At 49.3% G+C, this 20390-nt stretch carries 18 protein-coding genes, 1 tRNA gene and 1 other RNA gene; 2 read left to right on the top strand and 18 right to left on the bottom strand.

Translation table 11 applies throughout. The features are described from left to right. Positions 1 to 501 precede the first annotated feature (501 nt). Positions 502 to 1773 (top strand): amino acid permease, encoded by a 1272-nt coding sequence (locus tag D9738_RS09995; RefSeq protein WP_130210096.1) that lies wholly within the window; start codon positions 502 to 504, stop codon positions 1771 to 1773. A gap of 16 nt (positions 1774 to 1789) precedes the next feature. Here the strand turns inward: D9738_RS09995 and D9738_RS09990 are convergent, their stop codons facing one another. The 7 genes from D9738_RS09990 to dppB form a co-directional block, all read right to left on the bottom strand. After that, positions 1790 to 2797 carry a HipA domain-containing protein gene (locus tag D9738_RS09990; RefSeq protein WP_130260127.1) on the bottom strand — a complete coding sequence of 336 codons (1008 nt, stop codon included), beginning with the start codon at positions 2795 to 2797 and terminating at the stop codon, positions 1790 to 1792. Further along, on the bottom strand, positions 2797 to 3108 hold the full coding sequence (locus D9738_RS09985) for a HipA N-terminal domain-containing protein (RefSeq protein ID WP_130210092.1): 312 nt from the start codon (positions 3106 to 3108) through the stop codon (positions 2797 to 2799). Before D9738_RS09985 ends, D9738_RS09990 begins: the two co-directional genes overlap by 1 nt. Next, positions 3093 to 3416, bottom strand: a complete 324-nt coding sequence (locus D9738_RS09980) for a helix-turn-helix transcriptional regulator (RefSeq protein WP_130260126.1) — start codon at positions 3414 to 3416, stop codon at positions 3093 to 3095. Before D9738_RS09980 ends, D9738_RS09985 begins: the two co-directional genes overlap by 16 nt. Before the next feature lie 223 nt (positions 3417 to 3639). Further along, positions 3640 to 4653 carry a dipeptide ABC transporter ATP-binding subunit DppF gene (gene dppF, locus D9738_RS09975; RefSeq protein ID WP_130260125.1) on the bottom strand — a complete coding sequence of 338 codons (1014 nt, stop codon included), beginning with the start codon at positions 4651 to 4653 and terminating at the stop codon, positions 3640 to 3642. Beyond that, complete coding sequence (gene dppD / locus D9738_RS09970) at positions 4650 to 5633, bottom strand: dipeptide ABC transporter ATP-binding protein (RefSeq protein ID WP_001196445.1); 984 nt, start codon at positions 5631 to 5633, stop codon at positions 4650 to 4652. The genes dppF and dppD overlap by 4 nt, the downstream gene beginning before the upstream one ends. A gap of 10 nt (positions 5634 to 5643) precedes the next feature. After that, positions 5644 to 6546: a dipeptide ABC transporter permease DppC gene (gene dppC, locus D9738_RS09965; RefSeq protein ID WP_130210086.1), complete on the bottom strand. Its 903-nt coding sequence runs from the start codon at positions 6544 to 6546 to the stop codon at positions 5644 to 5646. Between the two features lie 9 nt (positions 6547 to 6555). Further along, on the bottom strand, positions 6556 to 7575 hold the full coding sequence (gene dppB / locus D9738_RS09960; RefSeq protein ID WP_000938857.1) for a dipeptide ABC transporter permease DppB: 1020 nt from the start codon (positions 7573 to 7575) through the stop codon (positions 6556 to 6558). A gap of 17 nt (positions 7576 to 7592) precedes the next feature. Here dppB and D9738_RS24740 point away from each other — a divergent pair, with 17 nt between their 5' ends. After that, positions 7593 to 7820 carry a hypothetical protein gene (locus D9738_RS24740; RefSeq protein ID WP_165383329.1) on the top strand — a complete coding sequence of 76 codons (228 nt, stop codon included), beginning with the start codon at positions 7593 to 7595 and terminating at the stop codon, positions 7818 to 7820. 62 nt (positions 7821 to 7882) lie between these two features. Here D9738_RS24740 and dppA read toward each other — a convergent pair whose 3' ends face one another. The 11 genes from dppA to D9738_RS09900 all read right to left on the bottom strand — a co-directional run bounded on the left by dppA (position 7883) and on the right by D9738_RS09900 (position 20326). Beyond that, positions 7883 to 9490, bottom strand: a complete 1608-nt coding sequence (gene dppA / locus D9738_RS09950) for a dipeptide ABC transporter substrate-binding protein DppA (RefSeq protein ID WP_130260124.1) — start codon at positions 9488 to 9490, stop codon at positions 7883 to 7885. 661 nt (positions 9491 to 10151) lie between these two features. After that, positions 10152 to 10285: non-coding RNA, RtT sRNA (locus D9738_RS09945), on the bottom strand. A gap of 34 nt (positions 10286 to 10319) precedes the next feature. Further along, positions 10320 to 10396 (bottom strand) — tRNA-Pro (locus tag D9738_RS09940). A 91-nt stretch (positions 10397 to 10487) separates the two neighbouring features. Further along, positions 10488 to 12179, bottom strand: a complete 1692-nt coding sequence (eptB, locus tag D9738_RS09935; protein ID WP_130260123.1) for a kdo(2)-lipid A phosphoethanolamine 7''-transferase — start codon at positions 12177 to 12179, stop codon at positions 10488 to 10490. Between the two features lie 252 nt (positions 12180 to 12431). Beyond that, a complete protein-coding gene (gene lpfE / locus D9738_RS09930; protein WP_130260122.1) occupies positions 12432 to 12956 on the bottom strand; it encodes a long polar fimbrial protein LpfE in 525 nt (174 codons plus the stop codon). 5 nt (positions 12957 to 12961) lie between these two features. Further along, positions 12962 to 14014, bottom strand: a complete 1053-nt coding sequence (gene lpfD, locus D9738_RS09925; RefSeq protein WP_240731110.1) for a long polar fimbrial protein LpfD — start codon at positions 14012 to 14014, stop codon at positions 12962 to 12964. A 10-nt stretch (positions 14015 to 14024) separates the two neighbouring features. After that, the gene (gene lpfC / locus D9738_RS09920; protein WP_130260121.1) at positions 14025 to 16556 is read right to left on the bottom strand and encodes an outer membrane usher protein LpfC; all 2532 of its coding nucleotides are present in this window, start codon (positions 16554 to 16556) and stop codon (positions 14025 to 14027) included. A gap of 23 nt (positions 16557 to 16579) precedes the next feature. Beyond that, complete coding sequence (gene lpfB, locus D9738_RS09915; protein ID WP_130210074.1) at positions 16580 to 17266, bottom strand: long polar fimbrial biogenesis chaperone LpfB; 687 nt, start codon at positions 17264 to 17266, stop codon at positions 16580 to 16582. Between the two features lie 83 nt (positions 17267 to 17349). Further along, positions 17350 to 17874: a long polar fimbrial major subunit LpfA gene (gene lpfA / locus D9738_RS09910; protein ID WP_130210072.1), complete on the bottom strand. Its 525-nt coding sequence runs from the start codon at positions 17872 to 17874 to the stop codon at positions 17350 to 17352. Between the two features lie 322 nt (positions 17875 to 18196). Continuing rightward, on the bottom strand, positions 18197 to 19399 hold the full coding sequence (locus D9738_RS09905) for an MFS transporter (RefSeq protein ID WP_130260120.1): 1203 nt from the start codon (positions 19397 to 19399) through the stop codon (positions 18197 to 18199). Between the two features lie 228 nt (positions 19400 to 19627). After that, positions 19628 to 20326 carry an autotransporter outer membrane beta-barrel domain-containing protein gene (locus D9738_RS09900; RefSeq protein ID WP_130260119.1) on the bottom strand — a complete coding sequence of 233 codons (699 nt, stop codon included), beginning with the start codon at positions 20324 to 20326 and terminating at the stop codon, positions 19628 to 19630. Positions 20327 to 20390: the final 64 nt, after the last annotated feature.

Genomic DNA, 20390 nt, shown 5'->3' with positions numbered 1-20390 from the left:
GCCATGCTCAACTCTGCGAGAGTCATATAGCCGCCTCTGTTGTAATGACAACGTTTCGCGGCTATCCTTGAGTTGTCTAGGTTCAAGAATGGCCCCCGTGATGTTGTCAGGTGCATACCTGCAACGTGCGGGGGTTTTCTCTCTCCAGCAACCAATGCCACCAGGGATAAAGCCCCCGCAACATTGCGCCTCACCGGAATCCTTCCGGCTTGCCGCTGATTCTACGATTGCGTTTTACCGTCAGCATCTGGCAATTTTCCTCATTGCGTGATGCCTTCCAACTTAATTTCTTTGTTTACAATAGTTGCAGTTCATATCCGAGCTGACTCCAGACTGGTAGTGAAATGCGCAATTTTGTAGAATTGCGCCTCCTCGCGATCTCCCCAGTGAATCTGCTGTCTCATTCGTTACACACTGCATATTCAACTTCTCTACCAGTTGCGCAAGAGAAGCTGGGGTTATTCATTTTTACGAGGCTGACTTCTTTCTGGACAGGACTTTATGCAGCACAACACACAACCATTACACGATCACAAATTGCCGTTTACGCGCTATGACTTCGGCTGGGTTTTATTATGTATAGGAATGGCGATTGGTGCCGGAACCGTGCTGATGCCGGTACAAATTGGCCTAAAGGGGATTTGGGTATTTATTACCGCTGCAATCATTGCTTATCCGGCAACCTGGATAGTGCAGGACATTTATTTAAAGACACTTTCGGAAAGTGATTCCTGTAATGACTATACAGATATTATCAGTCATTACCTGGGTAAAAACTGGGGAATTTTCCTCGGGGTTATCTACTTTTTGATGATTATCCACGGGATTTTTATCTACTCTCTCTCCGTGGTTTTCGACAGCGCCTCATACCTGAAAACCTTCGGTTTAACCGATGCCGATCTTTCACAATCTCTACTTTATAAAGTCGCTATTTTCGCCGTACTGGTGGCAATTGCGTCTGGTGGTGAAAGGTTGCTATTTAAGATCTCCGGGCCAATGGTGGTGGTCAAAGTCGGCATTATTGTCGTGTTCGGTTTTGCGATGATCCCGCACTGGAATTTCGCCAATATAACCGCCTTCCCACAAGCCTCCGTATTTTTCCGCGACGTCCTGCTCACCATTCCATTTTGTTTCTTCTCTGCGGTATTTATTCAGGTGCTTAACCCGATGAATATTGCCTATCGTAAACGGGAAACAGATAAAGTACTGGCAACTCGGCTCGCGCTGCGTACCCACCGGATTAGCTATATCACGCTCATCGCGGTGATCCTGTTTTTTGCCTTTTCGTTTACCTTCTCAATTAGCCACGAAGAAGCCGTTTCTGCCTTTGAACAAAATATCTCGGCACTGGCACTAGCCGCGCAGGTGATCCCCGGGCATATCATTCATATCACCTCTACGGTGCTGAATATCTTTGCCGTACTGACCGCATTCTTTGGCATTTACCTCGGTTTCCACGAGGCCATTAAAGGCATTATTCTCAATCTGTTAAGCCGAATTATTGATACCCAGAAAATTAACTCGCGTATGCTGACTCTGGCAATTTGCGCTTTTATCGTCATTACGTTGACGATTTGGGTTTCGTTTCGTGTATCGGTGCTGGTGTTCTTTCAGTTAGGAAGCCCGTTATATGGCATTGTGTCGTGCCTGATTCCGTTTTTCCTGATCTCTAAAGTTTCACAACTGAAAAAACTACGCGGGCTAAAAACATGGCTTATCCTGTTTTATGGCATTTTGCTGTGCTTTTCGCCGCTGTTGAAGCTGATTGAGTAAAAGTAACGGGGGCTGCTCACAGCAGCCCCAGACGATGTCGATAGCATTTCAGTACAGCCTGGATATGCTCCTGAGTCATAAAGGACTGTTCATACGTTTCCATAACAATGGCATTTTCTTTACGTATATCCTGAATGAGTTTTTCCAGCAATCTGGGCGCTAATCCCATCGATTCACCCAACAGCAAAAAGTCCTGCCCGATATACTCGCCATAATCACTTTCAAATCCAGGAGCCAGTTCCCGACCGCCTTCTTCTCGCATCAATAACGGCAGCGCCAGATAGTTTGAGAGAAAATATTCCGGATAGGGAGCTACAGAAACAAAGTCATACACCGGCGCTAACGCTGGCGTCAAACCATCGGAGTACACTAAGCCAAAGTTTCGTAAATGCATGTCGTTATTACCCAGCAACCAGGCGTAAACAATGCGACGAAAGAGATCGATTTTAAATGCGATGTTGTCGTTAACATGGGCAATTAAAAATCGGGCCAGCGTTTCATAGCTGACGTATTGCTCGTTATCATTTCCCGTTTTGCCATATTTATCTGTAATCTGCATCGCACCATCAAGCTGCTCCTGATGCACTGGCTGCCCCTTGTCATCCCGGTCATAGCGCCGGATAACAAACGCGTATTCAAGCTCCTCCTCTGATTGTGGTGCAAAACTCAGCAGGCCATGCACAGGTACGTCAAATCCCAAACGAGACATCAATGTCATTGTTGCATGTTCATTTTCGGCCAAACCGGGAAAGTCGGCTGGAGAGGGCTTAAGGATAAAATTTCCCTGATGATCTACGACGCGGAACTCTCCTTCATCCAGCACTAATTGCAATTTGGGCTGGTAACCGGAAATACTCATCCCTTTTTGTTGACGCGGAAGTTCCTGCACAAACTGAGTTCGCGTAAACCCCAGCCGAGGATTCAATTTTGCAGTGCCGCTCAGGCGCTTCAACCCTTGTGTCGAATATCCGCGCTGTTCGTCACGTTCATTCAGCGGCGTTAACAGAATGCGACAATTCGCCATTATTCCTCCCAAGGTAAAATCTGGATTGCCCCCAGCAGATTCTTGCCGTTATCAATAAGCATTCCCAGCGGATCGTTTTCGTCACGATGCTGTATCTGGCTGTAGCGTTGACGCAGCCATCCTTCTGGCGCCAGTGAGGCAAAATAAGGATGCAACGTCTCACTGGGAAACTGACGCTGTGCGACGGGCAGACTGATTGAGATTGCCGGTCCGTGGTAATCCGGGGCGTACTGAAACAAAAAACCACTGTCGTTCTGAGAGAGTTCACCCACTACCTGACCATAGAGCAACACTTTCACTCGTCGATGCATAGTTTCACTCCAAGAACGTTCGCCACCGCAAACACACTGCCGAATTTAACCTGTTCAGGATCCTTAAAAAGTCGCTTTAACGTGGACGTTGAGATCCCCGTTTGTAGTTCAAGGGTGTATAAATCAATGCCCAATTCTTTGCGACGTGCATTCAGTTGTTCCCCCAAATGACGAGGAGTCTCAATGGTCCGGAGGGGGCGTGGTTGACTAATATTCGGCCCCTGAATAAGTTTCTTCTGCAACTCCTGGAGCTGGTCGCCGATCGCTTTCAACTCTTGAGCCAGATTCTGTGACCCCGTGTAGATCATTAAAGAACCTTTCAATTGATTAAAGACAAAAAAAGATCATTTATGGTTAAAGAAGTTCGTTAAGCATCACAAATGAACTATTTTTTATTAATTATTATAATTTAGCTCATATATAATCCATTCGCAACAACAATGGTCAAAAAAGATCTATAAGTGATAGTTAAAGCACAAGAAGGTCATATTTGACATGAGACCAGCATGAAAGCCGGTCTCATCGGGTGGGTTATACAGCAGGCTTCTGCGGATTTTCATCCTGATCAACAGCAAAGCAGGCAACCAGTTGACCGCCGTAGTCTTTTAGCTGCGGCTGCAACTGGGTGCAGGGGCCGAAGCGTCGACGACAGCGGGCGTTGAAGGCGCAGCCCGGCGGTGGATTCAGCGGGCTTGGCAGTTCACCGGTGAGCTTGATGCGCTCGCGGCGATCGTCCGGGTTCAGGCGCGGCGTCGCGGAGAGTAGCGCCTGGGTGTACGGATGACGCGGGTTATTAAAGATTTGGTCCTTCGTTCCCTTCTCCACGCAGCGGCCCAGGTACATTACCATCACTTCATCAGCAATGTGCTCCACCACCGACAGGTCGTGGGAGATAAAGACATAAGACAGCCCCAACTCCTGCTGCAAATCCATCATCAGGTTCAGCACCTGCGCGCGCACCGAAACGTCCAGCGCGGAAACTGGTTCATCGGCAATCACCACATCCGGGTCGAGCATCAGACCACGGGCAATGGCGATACGCTGACGCTGACCGCCGGAGAACATGTGCGGATAGCGGTCGTAATGCTCGGTTTTCAGGCCGACTTTCGCCATCATCGACAGGGCTTTTTCCCGACGCTGTTCTTTGCTTAAGCTGGTGTTAATAAGCAGCGGCTCTTCGAGAATTTGCCCGACTTTTTTACGCGGATTCAGTGAACCATAGGGGTTCTGGAAGACGATCTGGATTTTCTGCCGACGCAGCTTCTGCGCCTGCGGATCGTGCTTGAGCAAATCCTGCCCCTGATAATACAGTTCACCGCCGGTGGGCGTTTCAATCATCGTCAGTAACCGACCAAGCGTCGATTTACCGCAGCCGGATTCACCTACTACCGCCAGCGTTTTGCCACGTTCAAGGTTAAACGAAACGCCATCCAGCGCCTTCACCAGACGTTCCGGCGCGAACATGCCTTTCTTCACCGGATAATGTTTTTTCAGGTCGATAGCCTGCAACAGCGGTTGTTGCGAGGTGGCCTCTTGCGTACTCATAGTGTCGGCCTCCCGGCATCATCAAGTGGGTAATGGCATTTGGACTGACGCCCGTCAGCGAGCATATTCAGCGCCGGTTCTTCAGCGCGGCATTTGTCTGTCGCATAGGGGCAACGCGGGTTAAGCAGGCAGCCGTTCGGGCGGTCGTATTTGCCTGGAACGACGCCAGGCAACGATGCCAGACGTTCTTTGTCCTGAGCAAATTCCGGCAATGCACGCAGCAATGCCTGAGTATACGGGTGACGCGGCGCACGGAAGATGGCGTGGGCATCACCCGTTTCCACCACCTGGCCTGCATACATCACGATGATTTTATGCGCCGCCTCCGCCACCAGCGCCAGGTCATGAGTGATCAACACCAGCGCCATGTTCTCTTTCTGCTGCAACTCCAGCAGCAGTTCGATGATTTGCGCCTGAATGGTCACGTCCAGCGCGGTAGTCGGTTCATCGGCAATCAGCAGTTTTGGCCGACAGGCAATTGCCATAGCGATCATCACGCGCTGGCTCATGCCGCCGGAAAGCTGATGCGGATAAACGTCTAAACGCGAGGCCGGGTCAGGAATGCCGACCTGATTCAGCAGGTCAATCGCCCGCTGACGGCGGGTACTTTTGTTACCGCCCTGATGCACCTTAATCGCTTCCATGATCTGGAAACCCACGGTGTAACACGGGTTAAGGCTGGTCATCGGGTCCTGGAAGATCATTGCCACTTCGGCGCCCACCAGATTGCGGCGCTCTTTTTCTGAGATACGCTGCAAATCCTGGCCGTTAAACTCCAGCTTTTCTGCCATCACGCGGCCCGGATAATCAATCAGCCCCATAATCGCCAGTGAACTGACCGACTTACCAGAGCCAGACTCACCCACAATCCCGACCACTTCGCCCTGTTTTACGCTGTAGCTGATGCGGTCTACGGCGCGGAACGGTGCGCTTTCGTCGCCGAAATGCACCGATAATTTATCTATATTTAATAACGCCATCTCGAACCTCTTACTGCTTCAGTTTGGGATCGAGCGCGTCACGCAGACCGTCACCCATCAGGTTAAATGCCAGCACCGTCAGCAGGATCGCCAGACCCGGGAAGGTCACGACCCACCAAGCGCTTTGCGCGAACTGCAACACATCGGAGAGCATGGTGCCCCACTCCGGTGTTGGCGGCTGCGCCCCCATGCCGAGGAAACCAAGAGCAGCCATATCGAGAATGGCGTTAGAGAAACCGAGCGACGCCTGAACAATCAACGGTGCAAGGCAGTTGGGAAGAATATTGATAAACATCTGGCGCAGCGCCCCGGCACCTGCCACGCGAGACGCGGTGACGTAATCGCGATTCACCTCCACCAGCACGGCGGCGCGGGTTAAGCGCACATAGTGCGGCAAGGCAACGAAGGTTAGCGCCAGCGCGGCGTTACCAATCGACGGGCCGAAAATCGCCACCAGCACCAACGCCAGCAGCAGACTTGGCAGCGCCAGCATGATATCGACCACGCGCATGATGATGTTATCGACCAGGCCGCCGAAGTAACCGGCGACCAGGCCGAGAATAACGCCCATAATCAGCGATAACACCACCACCAGACAGCCAACCAGCAGCGACAAGCGCGCGCCGTACATCAGGCGCGACATAACGTCACGACCGACGTCATCTGTACCGAGCAAGTGCGCCATGCTGCCGCCTTCCTGCCAGGCTGGCGGGGCGAGTAGCGCATCGCGGAACTGTTCCGCCGGGTTATACGGCGCAATCCAGTTGGCAAAGATCGCGATAAACAGCACGATGACGACGTAAACCAGCCCGACAACCGCGCCTTTGTTGCGTTTAAAATAGTGCCAGAACTCCTGTAACGGGGTCATCGGCACCGGTGCGATAATCACTTTATTTTCAGTAACCTGTGACATGATGTCCCCTTACTTCTTATGACGAATACGCGGGTTCACCACGCCGTACAGCAGATCGACCAGCAGGTTGACGAGGATAATCATCGTCGCCACCAGCAATACGCCGCCCTGCACTACCGGATAGTCGCGGCGTTGCAGTGCGTCAATCAACCAGCGCCCAAGACCGGGCCACGAGAAGATGGTTTCGGTCAGAATCGCCCCCGCCAGCAATGTTCCCACCTGCAGGCCGATAACGGTCACCACCGGCAGCATCGCGTTACGCAGCGCATGGACGATAATCACCCGCATCCGGGTTAGCCCTTTAGCGCGCGCGGTGCGGATGTAATCCTCGCCCAGCACTTCCAGCATTGAGGAGCGCGTCATACGAACGATAACCGCCAGAGGAATTGTGCCCAGCACCATCGCCGGTAAGATCATATGGGCGACGGCATCGATAAAGTTACCGTCTTCACCCCAGATAGCGGTGTCGATCAGCATAAAACCGGTTAACGGATTGGAATCATCGAGGAACACCATGTCGCTCACGCGACCGGAGACAGGCGTCAGGTTCCAGTGCACCGAAACCAGCATGATCAGCATCATGCCCCACCAGAAGATCGGCATCGAGTAGCCGGTCAGCGCCAGGCCAACCGCAGTGTGATCGAAAATGGAACCGCGTTTAACCGCAGCCAGCACACCAACCGGAATACCGACTGCCGTAGCAAAAATCATCGCGCAGACACCAAGTTCCAGCGTGGCCTGGAAGCGCGGCACGAACTCTTCCCAAACCGGGATGCGGCTTTTCATCGAAATGCCTAAATCGCCGTGCATTACGCCCCAAATGTAATGGAGATACTGCTGCCACATCGGTTTATCTAAGCCGAGTTCTGCCAGCAGCTGCGCGTGACGCTCTGGGGAGATCCCACGTTCACCCGCCATGATCATCACCGGATCGCCCGGGATCATGTGGACAAAGGCAAATGTGAGAAGGGTAATACCGATAAACGTGGGGATGACGAGTCCCAAACGTCGGAGAATAAACTGCAACATAACCCGGATTCTCTGTAGTGACCCGCAGCCTGGAACTGCGTGTCTGTATTGCTCACAAATCAATTCCCGCCCGTGCCGGACAGGGAATGAAGTATTGCTGCCGGATGGCGCTGCGCGCAGAGGCACAGCACCACCGGGTATGCAGATTGTTGACAAAGTGCGCTTTGTTTATGCCGGATGCGGCGTTAACGCCTTATCCGGCCTACAAAATCGTGCAAACTCAATACATTGCAGAATTTTCGTAGGCCAGATAAGCGGAGCGCATCAGGCAGTTCTGCCTTTGCCATCAGTCTTGTATGGCTTTTAATTATTCGATAGAGACGTTTTCGAAGTGATGTTTGCCTAATGGATCAACCACATAGCCTTTAACTTCTTTGCGTACCGGTTCAAACACGGTGGAGTGAGCGATGATCAGTGCCGGAGCCTGATCGTGCATCACCAGCTGTGCTTGTTTGTACAGTTCAACGCGTTTGTTGTGGTCGTCGGTAGCACGCGCCGGTTGAATCAGATCTTCAAACGGTTTGTAGCACCATTTTGAGTAGTTGGAGCCTTGTTCAGAGGCGGCGCAGCTGAACAGGGTGGCGAAGAAGTTATCCGGATCCCCGTTATCGCCAGTCCAGCCCATCATTACCGTCTGGTGCTCGCCATCTTTCGCACGCTTGAGATACTCACCCCATTCGTAGGTGACGATTTTGGCCTGCACGCCGACTTTCGCCCAGTCAGCCTGAATCATCTCAGCCATGCGGCGAGCGTTCGGGTTATACGGACGTTGTACTGGCATAGCCCACAGGTCGATGGAGAAACCTTTTTCCAGACCCGCTTCTTTCAGCAAGGCTTTCGCTTTTTCAGGATCGTAGGTGTAGTCCTGAACGTCATCGTTATAGCCCCACATGGTTGGCGGGATCAGGTTTTTCGCTGCCACGCCCGCGCCCTGATAAACCGCTTTGATGATCGCGTCTTTGTTCACCGCGTAGGTCAGAGCCTGGCGAACTTTCACGTCATCGAGTGGTTTTTTCTGCACGTTATACGAGAGATAACCGACGTTCAGCCCCGGCATTTCCATCAGGTTGATGGATTTATCCTGCTTCATGCGAGCGATATCTGCCGGGTTCGGGTACGGCATTACCTGGCATTCATTTTTCTGCAATTTAGCGTAACGCACGGAAGCGTCAGGGGTAATGGAGAAGACCAGCGTATCGATCTGCGGTTTGGTGCCCCAGTAGCCATCAAACGCTTTGTAGCGAATACGGGAATCTTTTTGATACTGCTGTAACTGGAACGGACCAGTGCCGATTGGGTTGAGGTCCAGTTTTTCCGGCGTACCGGCTTTCATCATCGCGTCAGCATATTCTTTTGACAGAATAGAAGCGAAGTCCATTGCCAGGTCAGCCAGGAACGGTGCTTCAGGGCGAGTCAGCACAAACTGAACGGTGTTGTCGTCCACCTTTTTCACTTCGCTGATCAGCTCCGGCAAGCCCATGCCTTCGAAGTATTCGTAGCTACCGCCAGAAACTTTATGGTACGGGTTTTGCGCGTTTTTCTGACGATCGAACGAGAACACCACGTCATCGGCGTTCAGTTCGCGCGTCGGTTTGAATTCTTTGTTGTCGTGCCACTTCACACCTTTACGCAGGTGGAAGGTATAGGTTTTACCGTCATCGCTGACTTCCCACTTTTCAGCGAGGCCCGGGATCACTTCAGTGGTGCCAATTTTAAATTCAACCAGACGGTTATAAAGCGGTACGGAAGAGGCGTCATAGGTGGTGCCGGAAGTAAACAGCTGCGGGTTAAACCCTTCCGGAGATCCTTCTGAGCAATAAACCAGAGTTTTAGCCTGAACACTTGCTGCGACGGTCATAGCCACCAGGCTGAGACCAAGCTTCAGCATCCCTGACTTTTTCAAGGAAATACGCATTATTCTGCTCCAATTGTGATGTTTGTTGTTTTAACCCTTTGCAGTGGGTTGTCGCTGCCTGACCTTTTTTGTTTTTTGCCCGGTCGGGTCAACGTTATGAGGTGGGGATGCCGTACTAATTAACATCAGTGTTACAGTGCGGATCCTCCATAAAATGCCCCTCGTGACCTACAATCTGTCAACAGAATGTGAAAACGTCAATACAGCCCACCGGGATTTACACCAATGGTGAGAATCCACAAACAAAGATTAAAAAAACTTCAAACAACTATTTGCAGCAGAGAAATTTGTGCTACGCCAACATAACCAGAACAATCAGCTTAATATTTAGCAACAATTGGTGATTAAGTTTTATGCATTTAATGAAAAAAATCTGAGGAAAAGGTGGATATCTGAGCGATTAATACCATGAACGCTAAACCGCACAGCGGAAAATGCCAGCGCCAGCCATAAGTAACGCAAAAAAAGATTTAAGCAAATATAAAAAAAGACAATGGTTTCTGTCACAAATCCGTTAATGGATAGTGAGATATGGGGCGCAAATTTGGCAGGGAAATGTGTGCTGCCATTGCCTGATGCGACGCAGCCGCGTCTTATCAGGCCTACGTTCGAGCGGGTTACAGAAAGCAAAAAACCAGCCCGTAGGCTGGTTTTTCTAAATTGGTCGGTGATAGAGGATTACTCGCCACTTCGTGGCTCGCCCTGCGGGCCGTTGCTGACGCAACGTTCTCTCGCTTCGCTCGAGTCGAACCTCCCTGCCCCCGGAGGTTCTCGTCCTCATGGGCTACAAATGCAAAAAAGCCTGCTCGCTGAGCAGGCTTTTCGAATTTGGTCGGTGATAGAGGATTCGAACCTCCGACCCCTTCGTCCCGAACGAAGTGCGCTACCAGGCTGCGCCAATCACCGAATGCGGGGCGCATCTTACTGCGCAGATACGCCCTCGTCAATCCCTTAATAGCAAAATGCCTTTTGATCGGCGAGAAACTCAGCAGCGCATTTAGTTAGCTTCTGCTTTCTTCGCCTGAGGGATTCGACACCAGTTGTTGTTTTCGTTGATACCACCGTCCGGTGAAGTATAACCAAGGCAACCTAAAATGGTGTCGTACAGTTCCACATGACGGCGTGGCACTTTTATATCCGCCTCTTTTTTCAGCTGTGCGAATGCCTGCGCGTTGGCCGGATTCTCCAGATATTTATCCGACATCCAGACCATCATCGGTACGCGGAACTGCTCCGGCGGCGCATATTCACGTGGTGTGCCATGCAAGTGCTCACGCTCATTAATTGATTCACCGTGGTCCGCTGCATAGAAAATAATGGCCTTCTTATCGCGGAATTTGTCGATAACCGTGTCGATAAAATGATCAACGTAGGTGATTGAGTTATCGTATGAGTTAATCATCGGCGCTCGTGGGCATTTGCGGTCAATGGCATAGCACTCTGGCTTCCACTGGGCAAACTCACGGGGATAACGTTGAGTATAGTTGTAGTGCGAACCTTTGGTATGCAGGACAATCAGATGCTTACCTTCTGGTTTTTTCTCCAGAGAACGCTCGATTTCATTGACCAGTAACATGTCGTCCACCGCTTTCCCACGGTTACGCGGCTCTGCTGCAATTTGCTCGCGATAGGCAATGTTGTCAGCCATGGTGTTGCTGTAGAACCACATCTCACTCTGCATGGCGTACAAATCAGAGCTAAAGCCCAGCTGTTTGAGAACCGCAAATACGTTCTGCTCTTTAAGCGTACGTTGTGGGTTATCTTCCGTTCCACCTTCACGTACAAACATACAGCGTAGTGATAATTTAGTCGCGGTATCACAAGAATAACCACGGTACATCACCAGGTTTTTCTCTTTGGCCAGCTTCGGCGTGGTATCGCGCTCGTAGCCCAGCATCCCCATATGATCCCAACGCGTAGTTTCGCCAATAATGAAAACCACATAGGTGTCGTCGAGATTTTGCGTCGGGGTATAGGTGAATTTTTTTGCCGGATTCATCAGCGACCGATTGTCTGACGATTCATCCACTTGCGCCCAGGCATACAGCCCCAGCGCAGAAAGCCAGTTCGAAGGCAGATAAGAGTTCGCCAGCACGCCGCCGTAGCTTGGCATATCCACTCCGGCCAAACGGTCTGCACGCTTTTGCACTACATCCATCAGACGAATTGGGCCCCATACCAACAAGCCCGCCAAAAGCACGGTAAGCGCACTACGCCAGCGAGTTTTCGGGGTACAAAGTTGGCGCCAGAAAGTGTCTTGTGAACGGTTCATCCAGATAAATAGCAACGGGATAATACTCACCAGTACAACCCATGCGATAAGCGTCCAGCCAACCACTTCTTTCGACAGGTCAATGTCGGTGGTCATCACCGAAGCAACAATCCCGTAGCCAATCATGACATTCATAAATGTCATGTAGTAGCTGGCTCCGGCAGAAATCAGCACCAGCAATGAAGCCAGCACTTTCCAGGCCGTTCTGCCAAAGAGTGAAATTAAGCGTAAAAAGAAGAAGGTTGCCAGAACCGTCCCTGCCAGTTCGATAACCGCCGAGACGCCATTAAGAAAAGTGAAGTTATGCGCGTAACCGTCAAACCGACGGAAATAGACTGCGCAATTCATAAACAGACCGATATAGACAGCGAGCAAAAAGCTTAGCTTTTGCTGCGTTATCGTTTTGATATATCTCATGCAAACAAACCCTGGAAAAACAGGTGATAACACCCTGCATTATGGCCTTTCAAGCCAGGCAAGGGAAAAGTGCGAAGGTCGTCAGATAAGGAAAATCTGCACACGCTGATAAGTAGACCACAGCAAAGGGAAAAAGTGTGGGGAAAGAGTGTACTTGAAGCACAAATTTACAAAAATACAAGTATGAAAAAAGACTTTAGCGTTACAAAAAGCAGTAGAAAGGGCCAGTTTCCTGGCCCCGAAGATGCGACATTATTCGTACTGTACGGTAAAATCGACCGTTGCATCCGCGCGACCAATGTTTGCATCAGCGCGAACTGGCACATAGCTGGCGATATAGTTCAGTTGATGTGCGCCATCACCGTTAATTGCAAACTCAACCGGTGTCGGTGTCGTATTTTCCGGGAACTGTTGTACTCCCGCGGCGGTTTTGATTTTCAGCCCAACGCCCGTAGCGCCCCCCGCATCCAGCGCAAAAAGATTAGGGTCGTCCGCATTGGGCGTACCATCCATAGTGACGTAGGCTCTGACCACATCGCTACAGTTTTTCAGACCGATGGAAAAAGTAGTGGGATTAAGTTCTGTTCCAATTCTTACCGGCTGTTTAAGGACCGCCCTTCCCAGGTCTACCTCAATATTGTCTTTTACCAGTTCACAAGCACCCTGGCTAATTTTAAGGGTGAATTTCAACGTTCCTTTCGGCCCTAAATCCGTGGTTGCCGCCAGTGACGAAAAGGAAAGAGGCAGCAGACATAACGCAAGTATTGTTCGCTTCATGGCTGTTACTCCAGTTCGACATGCATGGTAGCAATGCCGCTATAATCACCGGCAGCGGGTAATTTTCCGGTCGTGCTAACGGGATAAGCGGTAATTGTGGTTGTCGCTTTGCGTTTGACATCTTCGTACAGCGAACCGGGATTCATTTCTAATAAGCTATTACTGTCATTCGGCTTGAGGATATTACCTTTACCGTCCTCAATGACTGCACCAACATCGGCGTTACCTAAATCAATTGCGCTGGGGTAAGCATTATTCGGTGTTGCATCAATACTGAGATAAATTTTAACGCCATCTGAAATATTATTGCAGTCAAAACTCAGTTCTTTTTGTACCTTCCGAACATTTTGTGGCGGTTGCCCGGCACGCCCTTTAAAGTCATGGGCCTGATATTCTCCGAATGGAATATCCAGCACGGTGCCAGCGGCAAGTTCACAACCTTGAGTGACAGTGATTTTCCCCAAAATACTTACTGTTGCCATTGGAATACTGCCGTAAGATGAAGCTTTTTTTGAACCATAAAGTGCAGCAATTTGAGTTTTTGGAATATCCAGTTCACCAGTAAAAGGCTTGGTTATTTTTATTAATACATTACCTTTACTCCCTGTCGTCCAACCCGTTGACAATCCCCGCGTACACTCCAGACCAAGAGTAACATTATCAATGTCCGTAAATGGAACAATATAATCCCCACGTCTAAAAATATAAATCTTCGTTAATACTGATATATTATTATTCAACTTGTAATAATTTGACTGGGGAGTTGAATCCAAAAGAGTAGATTCTCCTTTAAATCTAGTTACTACTCCCGTTTGAGGTATAGGATCAGGGCACTGACAATAAGCGGAATAAGTATACCCTAGATCAAATGGAATACTGACGATTTTACCTGATTTATTTTCAGTCGGGACCATAATGGTTTGCGTTATATCAAACCAATAGTCGTGAGGTATTCCTGAATCAGTCTGACAGGGTCCCCAATCCGCTGCATAAGTACTCGTAGAAAATAAACTTAAGGTTATTAATACAGCACCAAACACTAATTTCACAAAGCTCATCTGCATATCCTTATTTCTCACATACCGCATTAACCATCACGATAGCCGAATTGTCCTTTTTCTCTGGCAAACGGAACGGCACACGGCAACGTTGCGCCTGCTCATTCCCCCAGCTCACCTGTAACTCGCCCTCTTCCGGCATCCCGCTGATATAGAGCTGCCCCTCTTCACCCACAATGCTGCTGGCTGGTTTGCTGTCATCACTTAATGCTGCGGTAGCACCGAACGGTACAGCGTTGCCATTCGCCTGTTTTAAACTCATCAATACGCGGTAACCAACGCGCGTTTCAAAGCGGGAACGCACAACTGCGCCACGCGTTGGCACGACTTTCTGGAACGCTTCCTGTAGTTCAACGTTTTGCCCCAGCGTGTCGCTACGTAGTTCCACAATGGTTTCACGATATGGCGTGAGATACGGCACCACCGCGTTACCCATCCAGTCAACTTCTACGCCGCTGCTATTAACCACATGTCCACCACGCGCGCCCGGAGCAGAAACAATCGCCAGACTTTCACCTAAGGGCTGCGAAAGCGTTATACCTTCACTGTGAACGATGACACCGCCGCGCACGCCATAGTTAACCTGTTGGTTATCTTTGGAATAGTTATAGCCCATGTCGATGTTGCCAGAGCCACCCATATACCCCATATTGACGCTGCCACTGTAGCCAACGCCATTACTGGTGTAACCCTGCTGAACGTTATAGTTCAGGTTACGATCTTCCAGTAACGTGCCGCTGACAGAGGCCTGTTGCGACGTCCTGCCATTCTGGTCGGTGGTCATGCGATAACTGCTCCACGCGCCCCCCAGAGGGATCGAAACACTGAATGACCACAGGCGATCGTCTTCTTCCCATTCCGGGCTTCTCGTCCAGGTATAGGCCACACTGTAATTCACCCGACCAATATGACCGTGATAACCAGCGCTTAAGGAGTTCTCCTTACCGTCAACGTTCCAGTAATCCTGCTGCGTCATATTGAAATAAACAGAGCCGTAGTCTCCCAGTTGCTGAGTAATGTTGCCCTGTATCTGGCTGCGCTTGTGATAACGACGGTAATCACTGTCGGCGTCACTGCGAACATCGGTCGCTTCCTGGAAGGTGTAATAGCCGCTAGTTGAATACTTGTAGCCCAGCAGGCGCAAGTCAGTGCCGCCGTCAAAACTTTTCGAATAGAGGAAACGATAAGACTGGCCTTCCTCTTTTTCATTGTTGCGTAACTGACTTTTCGCCTGGGTGACATCCACCGATACCGCGCCAATGGTGCCGAAGTTTTTCCCCAGCCCCAGCGCTAAAGCGTTGTAGTCAGCCGATAACAATGCACCACCATAGGCGGTCATTCCCCACGGCAAGCCGTACATGGCGGTAAACTGCCCGAATCGCGATTTATCGCTGTCGTAATTACCCGCACGATACTCACCGGCAGCCAGGCTATATTTCAGATACCCTTCACGCTGAAAAATCGCCACCGCCGAAAACGGCTGGATGAAACGTTGTTCACTTCCGTCGGCTTCTTTAATGATCACCGTCAGGTCGCCGCTGCCGGAGGTTGCGTAGAGATCGTTAATCTCAAATGCGCCCGGCTGAACAAAAGTGCGATAAATGACATAGCCGTTCTGTTCGATACTGACTTCAGCGTTGCTTTTGGCGATGCCGCGCACCACCGGAGCAAAGCCACGCTGGCTGTCCGGCAACATCTCATCGTCAGATGCCAGTAACGCCCCGCGCATTTGTACGCTGTCAAAAATCTCGCCAGGCGTGGCGGTATCACCCAGTGTTATCTGTGACTTGAGTGGAATAATCGCCCGGTTTAACGATGTACCAACGTTATCCCATTGGTTTTTGCCATCGGTACGGTTCCAGATACTGTTATTACGTAAACGCCACGGACCGACGTTCAAACCGCTGCGCAGGTTCAGGTAATAACTGTCACTGGTAGAGTCTGAAGATGAACCTGTTCCTTCATTGCGCCCATTGCTGCCACTAAAGCTGTAATCCAGCAACAGCGCGGGTATTCCTTCGTCCCAGCGAGAAGGATCAACCGTGCCACGAGCGGTCATCATCATTGCCGCCTGCGGGAAGGAAAGATGCAGCGTCTGAGTATTAAAATCAAAGCGGCTGGTGGCCTGGGGAATGATTTCATCAAACGCCACACAGGCTTCCGGTGGTGACATCTTCAGCGCCGGAAAGCTGTCAACACGCACGCCCATTTCTTCCAGTTGCACCCGGCTAAGGCAAGGCATAAGCGACTCACCGCTGGCTTTGCGTTTCGCTTCGCTGGCGGTACTAAAATCCAGCGTCCGGGAAGCCATTTTTTCTTCGTTTACAAACACCGAAACCCGGTATTTACCGGGTATTTGCTGGCCGACAGGTGAGTCGTATACCGACAAGTCGATGTGTTGATCGATACCCTGAACGTTTTCGAGAAATTTAGGGTTAAATTTTCCGCCATACGCAGGTAACGAGCTGGCAATCGTTAATGCCAACAGTGAGAAAGAAAAATGCGCTCTGTAGTGATAGAGAGGTAAATGCATCCAATGCATAGTAAAAGCGCCTTGTAAAAGGATCAGTTAATCGGCTTCGTCAGCATTTCGCCAGCAACACCGAAATCATTAATAATGCTGTATTTCACTTCGTTCGCATTGCCTGTACCGGCTGGAAGGTTAATGTTTAACTTTCCTTTCGCGAGAACCATTCCCGCCCGTTCAATCTTTTGTCCATTAACGGAAAACTGATTAAAGGTCAGGTTATAAGCGGAGTCGTTATTAACCACAATTTGGTTATTTTGACGTTGAAAACGTAACTGCTTCATTGCCTCAAGATTACTTCCCGGTAAGCCTTTCGGACGGTAGAACAACTTCAGACGGGTGCGAACGGCTATCTGTAAGACGTTTTTATTTTCATTTTCAGCGCTTTTCGCAGGAATCGCTTTTACATTAATCCAGTAAACAGATTCACGATCTTTAGGTAAGGTATCTTCAATATTGACGATACGTAAGACGTTATTTTTATCGGGATCAAGTTTGAATAATGGCGGTGTAATAATAAACGGTGTTTTTTTATTGCCATTCACATCATCAATCCATGACTGGATCAAAAACTCTTCATTTTTATTGTGATTTTCAACGGTCAGCGACGCTTCTTTCTTGCCGCCATCATAAATAACACGCGTCGTGCTTAAGGCTATGCCACCAGCAAAACACTGTTGTGCGGTCATTAAAAGTGCCAGCACGGCAAGGCTAATACGTTTCATGATTCGGTCCCTGAGTCATTGGTGCGAATAATGGCAACAGATAATCTGTTGCCATTGAGAGATGATCGTTCCGTCAGGCTCGATTAGTTGTAAGTCAGGTTGAAGTCGACTTCGGCGTTACCGTAACCGATGGTTACTGCATCTTTAGTAGAGACATAGTTAGCGGTGAAATACAGAACGGTCTGGCCTTGTTTCAGAGTAGTTTTGGATTTACCAGTATTCAGTTCAACCAGCGTATTGGTGTTATCATAAATACCAATACCTACGCCAGATGCCGCACCTGGTTCAGTGCTCACAGAAATCAGTTTGCTGTTGTCTGCATCACCAACACCGTTAAAACTGATATCCACATTTTTGAACGTGGAGATATCGCAGTTTTCCAGTTTGATTTTGAACGGAGTTGCTGTGGATTTATCACCAGTAGCAGTAAACACAGACTTGTTCACCTGGCCCAGAACAACTTCTTGTTTTTGAGTGTCTGGAGACACAACACAAGCGGCGTCAACAATCTCACCAGTGAATTTAACAGTACCGTCGCCCGCATCAGCTGCGAATACGGAAGTAGAGGTCAGCGCAAGCGCAGATAAGGCAAACAGAACCTTTTTCATTTATAACTCCATTTATATAGATAAATATGCTTGATGTTGTTCATAACAACGGGGGGCAGATTATACAAATGGTGCTAAAAAATAAAATTATTTTACTGAAGGTGTATTTTGGTAACAAAGTTAAATTTACTTCAACTTCAATGAATTACAAATAACGCATCAAATAGCCACTGTGTTTTTAGGAATATATTTATATTTATGATTTATATTAAATAACAAAACACATTCTTTATATGAATATTATTGCTCATTTAATATTCGATTATAAAAAAGGGAGACGCTGACGTCTCCCTGTGGGATTTATTTCAGTAGCCACATATTTCTAAATATGTGCTTCACGCAATACTTCCTGCTCTGGCTGGCGAATGGTAGTAGAAAGCGCCAGAGACAAAATCAGCAGGGCAAAAATGACGTAGAAAGTCACATAGAAGCCGCCAAACAGTGAGGCGATAAGCGAGCCGCAAATGCTGCCGATACCGAAACCGAGGTAAATCACACCGTAGTTTTTAGCCAGGTTATTAAGACCGAAAAACTCACTGACCAGTGACGGGAACACAGTAATCGTGCCGCCGAAGTTAAACGCCACACAGGCAATCGCCGCAAAGAATGTCACTGCATTCAATGGTGCAAACAGCAGTGCTGCCATACCCACCAGCGAAATCACCTGTCCAATAGTGATGACACGGATACGGGCGATTTTGTCAGACAGAATGCCCAGCACCAGACGACCAGAAAGGTTAGCAATAGAAATAACCGTCACTGCGTTGGCCGCGGAAATTGCATCAAGATGCGCCAGACTCTGAGCAATATCTTTCGCTACACCAATCACATACAGACCGCTCATGCAGGCAGTGAGGAACATCACCGCCAGCATCCAGTATTGCGGTTTACGCATTGACTCGGCCAGAGTGAAATCATTTTCCACCACACCATTATGGGTTTTGACTTCCTGTTTCGGCGCGTCTTTCATTAACGTCGCGCCAAAGACAATCATCACCAGCGCAATCGCGCCCCAAATCACAAAGGTTTTTTCCAGACCCACCGTCTCCAGCAGATGCGAGTCGATAAATTTGAATCCCAGGCTACCCAAACCATAGGAACCAATAGCAAACGCGGAGATCAGCCCTTTACGCTCCGGGAACCACTTCACACAGTTAGAGAGCGTCAGCAGATAACCTGCGCCATCTGCCAGACCAACCAGCACACCAGCGCTCAACCACAGCATCATCAGGCTGTTGGAATGCGCGGTAAGGAAGAAACCTACCCCCAGCAGAATACCGGAAGCCATTGTGACGCGCTTGACACCAAAACGTTCCTGTAACTTGCCAGCAACAGAAGAAGAAATTGCCAGTCCCAGACTCAACAGGCCGAAGGAGAAAGCAACCTGACTGACCGGCGCATCCAGTTTGGCTGAGAGCGCGCCATTAAACAGGCTCCAGGTATAAACTGACCCCAGCGCAAACTGGGTGATAATGGTACCGATAAGGGTTAGCCAGCGGGTACGCTGATAGTTTGAAGGTGTCATGGCAGTGTCCTGCAGTAGTAAATTGGAAGATTCTCTGCCGACAACCATAACGAAGTGCATTTTATGCCAGGGGAAAAACGGCATGAAATGCCATCAGAACGGAATGAAATGCTTTAACTAAGGAATGAATGACATGACAAACATTCATTAAAATTATTATTTGAGTGAGTTAGCACCCACTATCATTACAATAATTGTTATTGCCGGGCTTTGATTGTGACCAATTCGTTAAAATCTGGCGCTAACGCCCATGGTATACAAGTAATCACTATCATTGGCGCTATTCTCCGCCTGGGATAACGCGGCATAGGCGGCAATATGTTGGTTAAGCAACATATCGGCTCCTACGGTCACATCGAGCCAGTTACCATTCTGATTTGTCGCTGTCATGCGACTTAGGCCTGATTGAGCCTTCCAGATATTTTCACCAAATTGCTGGTTGTAGCTGATTTGCGCCCAGGGGCGGAAATCGCCAAGTCGGGAATCAACACGCCAGCCTAACGTACTGACGCTGGCATGCCATAACGGATCGGTCAGCATTGCCGTGCTGTCGCCAAACTCGTTATACATCGAAGTGGTCGTACCGTCGTAATGCAATGCGGCAACCGGACCAGTCGTAACGTGTTCATATAAAGGGAAATTCCAGCCCATACTCATGCTGCTGGTTACATCCGCAGGCGTTTCTTCCGCCAGATTAACGTCCAGTCCCAGCACTCTTTGGCTGCTTTGAATACGTTGCGACAAAATATCGTTGTAATCCGGTTGGTGATCGCTATCCCAGGTGTAACGCTCCGTGGTATGTCCGGGTTGCGTATCAACGATATATTCTTGTTGCCAGGCGTAAGCTGTGTTGAGAAAAAAGGAATTGATTACCACGCTCGCCAGTAGACTTAACGTCTGGCGACCACCACATTTTTTTATGATCATTAACACGACTCCAGGGAAGAGCCGAATTCGGCATTATTATTGTCATTGTATGAAAGATATCGGG

The sequence above is a fragment of the Escherichia sp. E10V5 genome, assembly GCF_004212315.1.
Taxonomy (GTDB): domain Bacteria; phylum Pseudomonadota; class Gammaproteobacteria; order Enterobacterales; family Enterobacteriaceae; genus Escherichia.
Note: the sequence above shows the minus strand (reverse complement) of the source record. Positions and strands in the feature narration are given on the sequence as shown.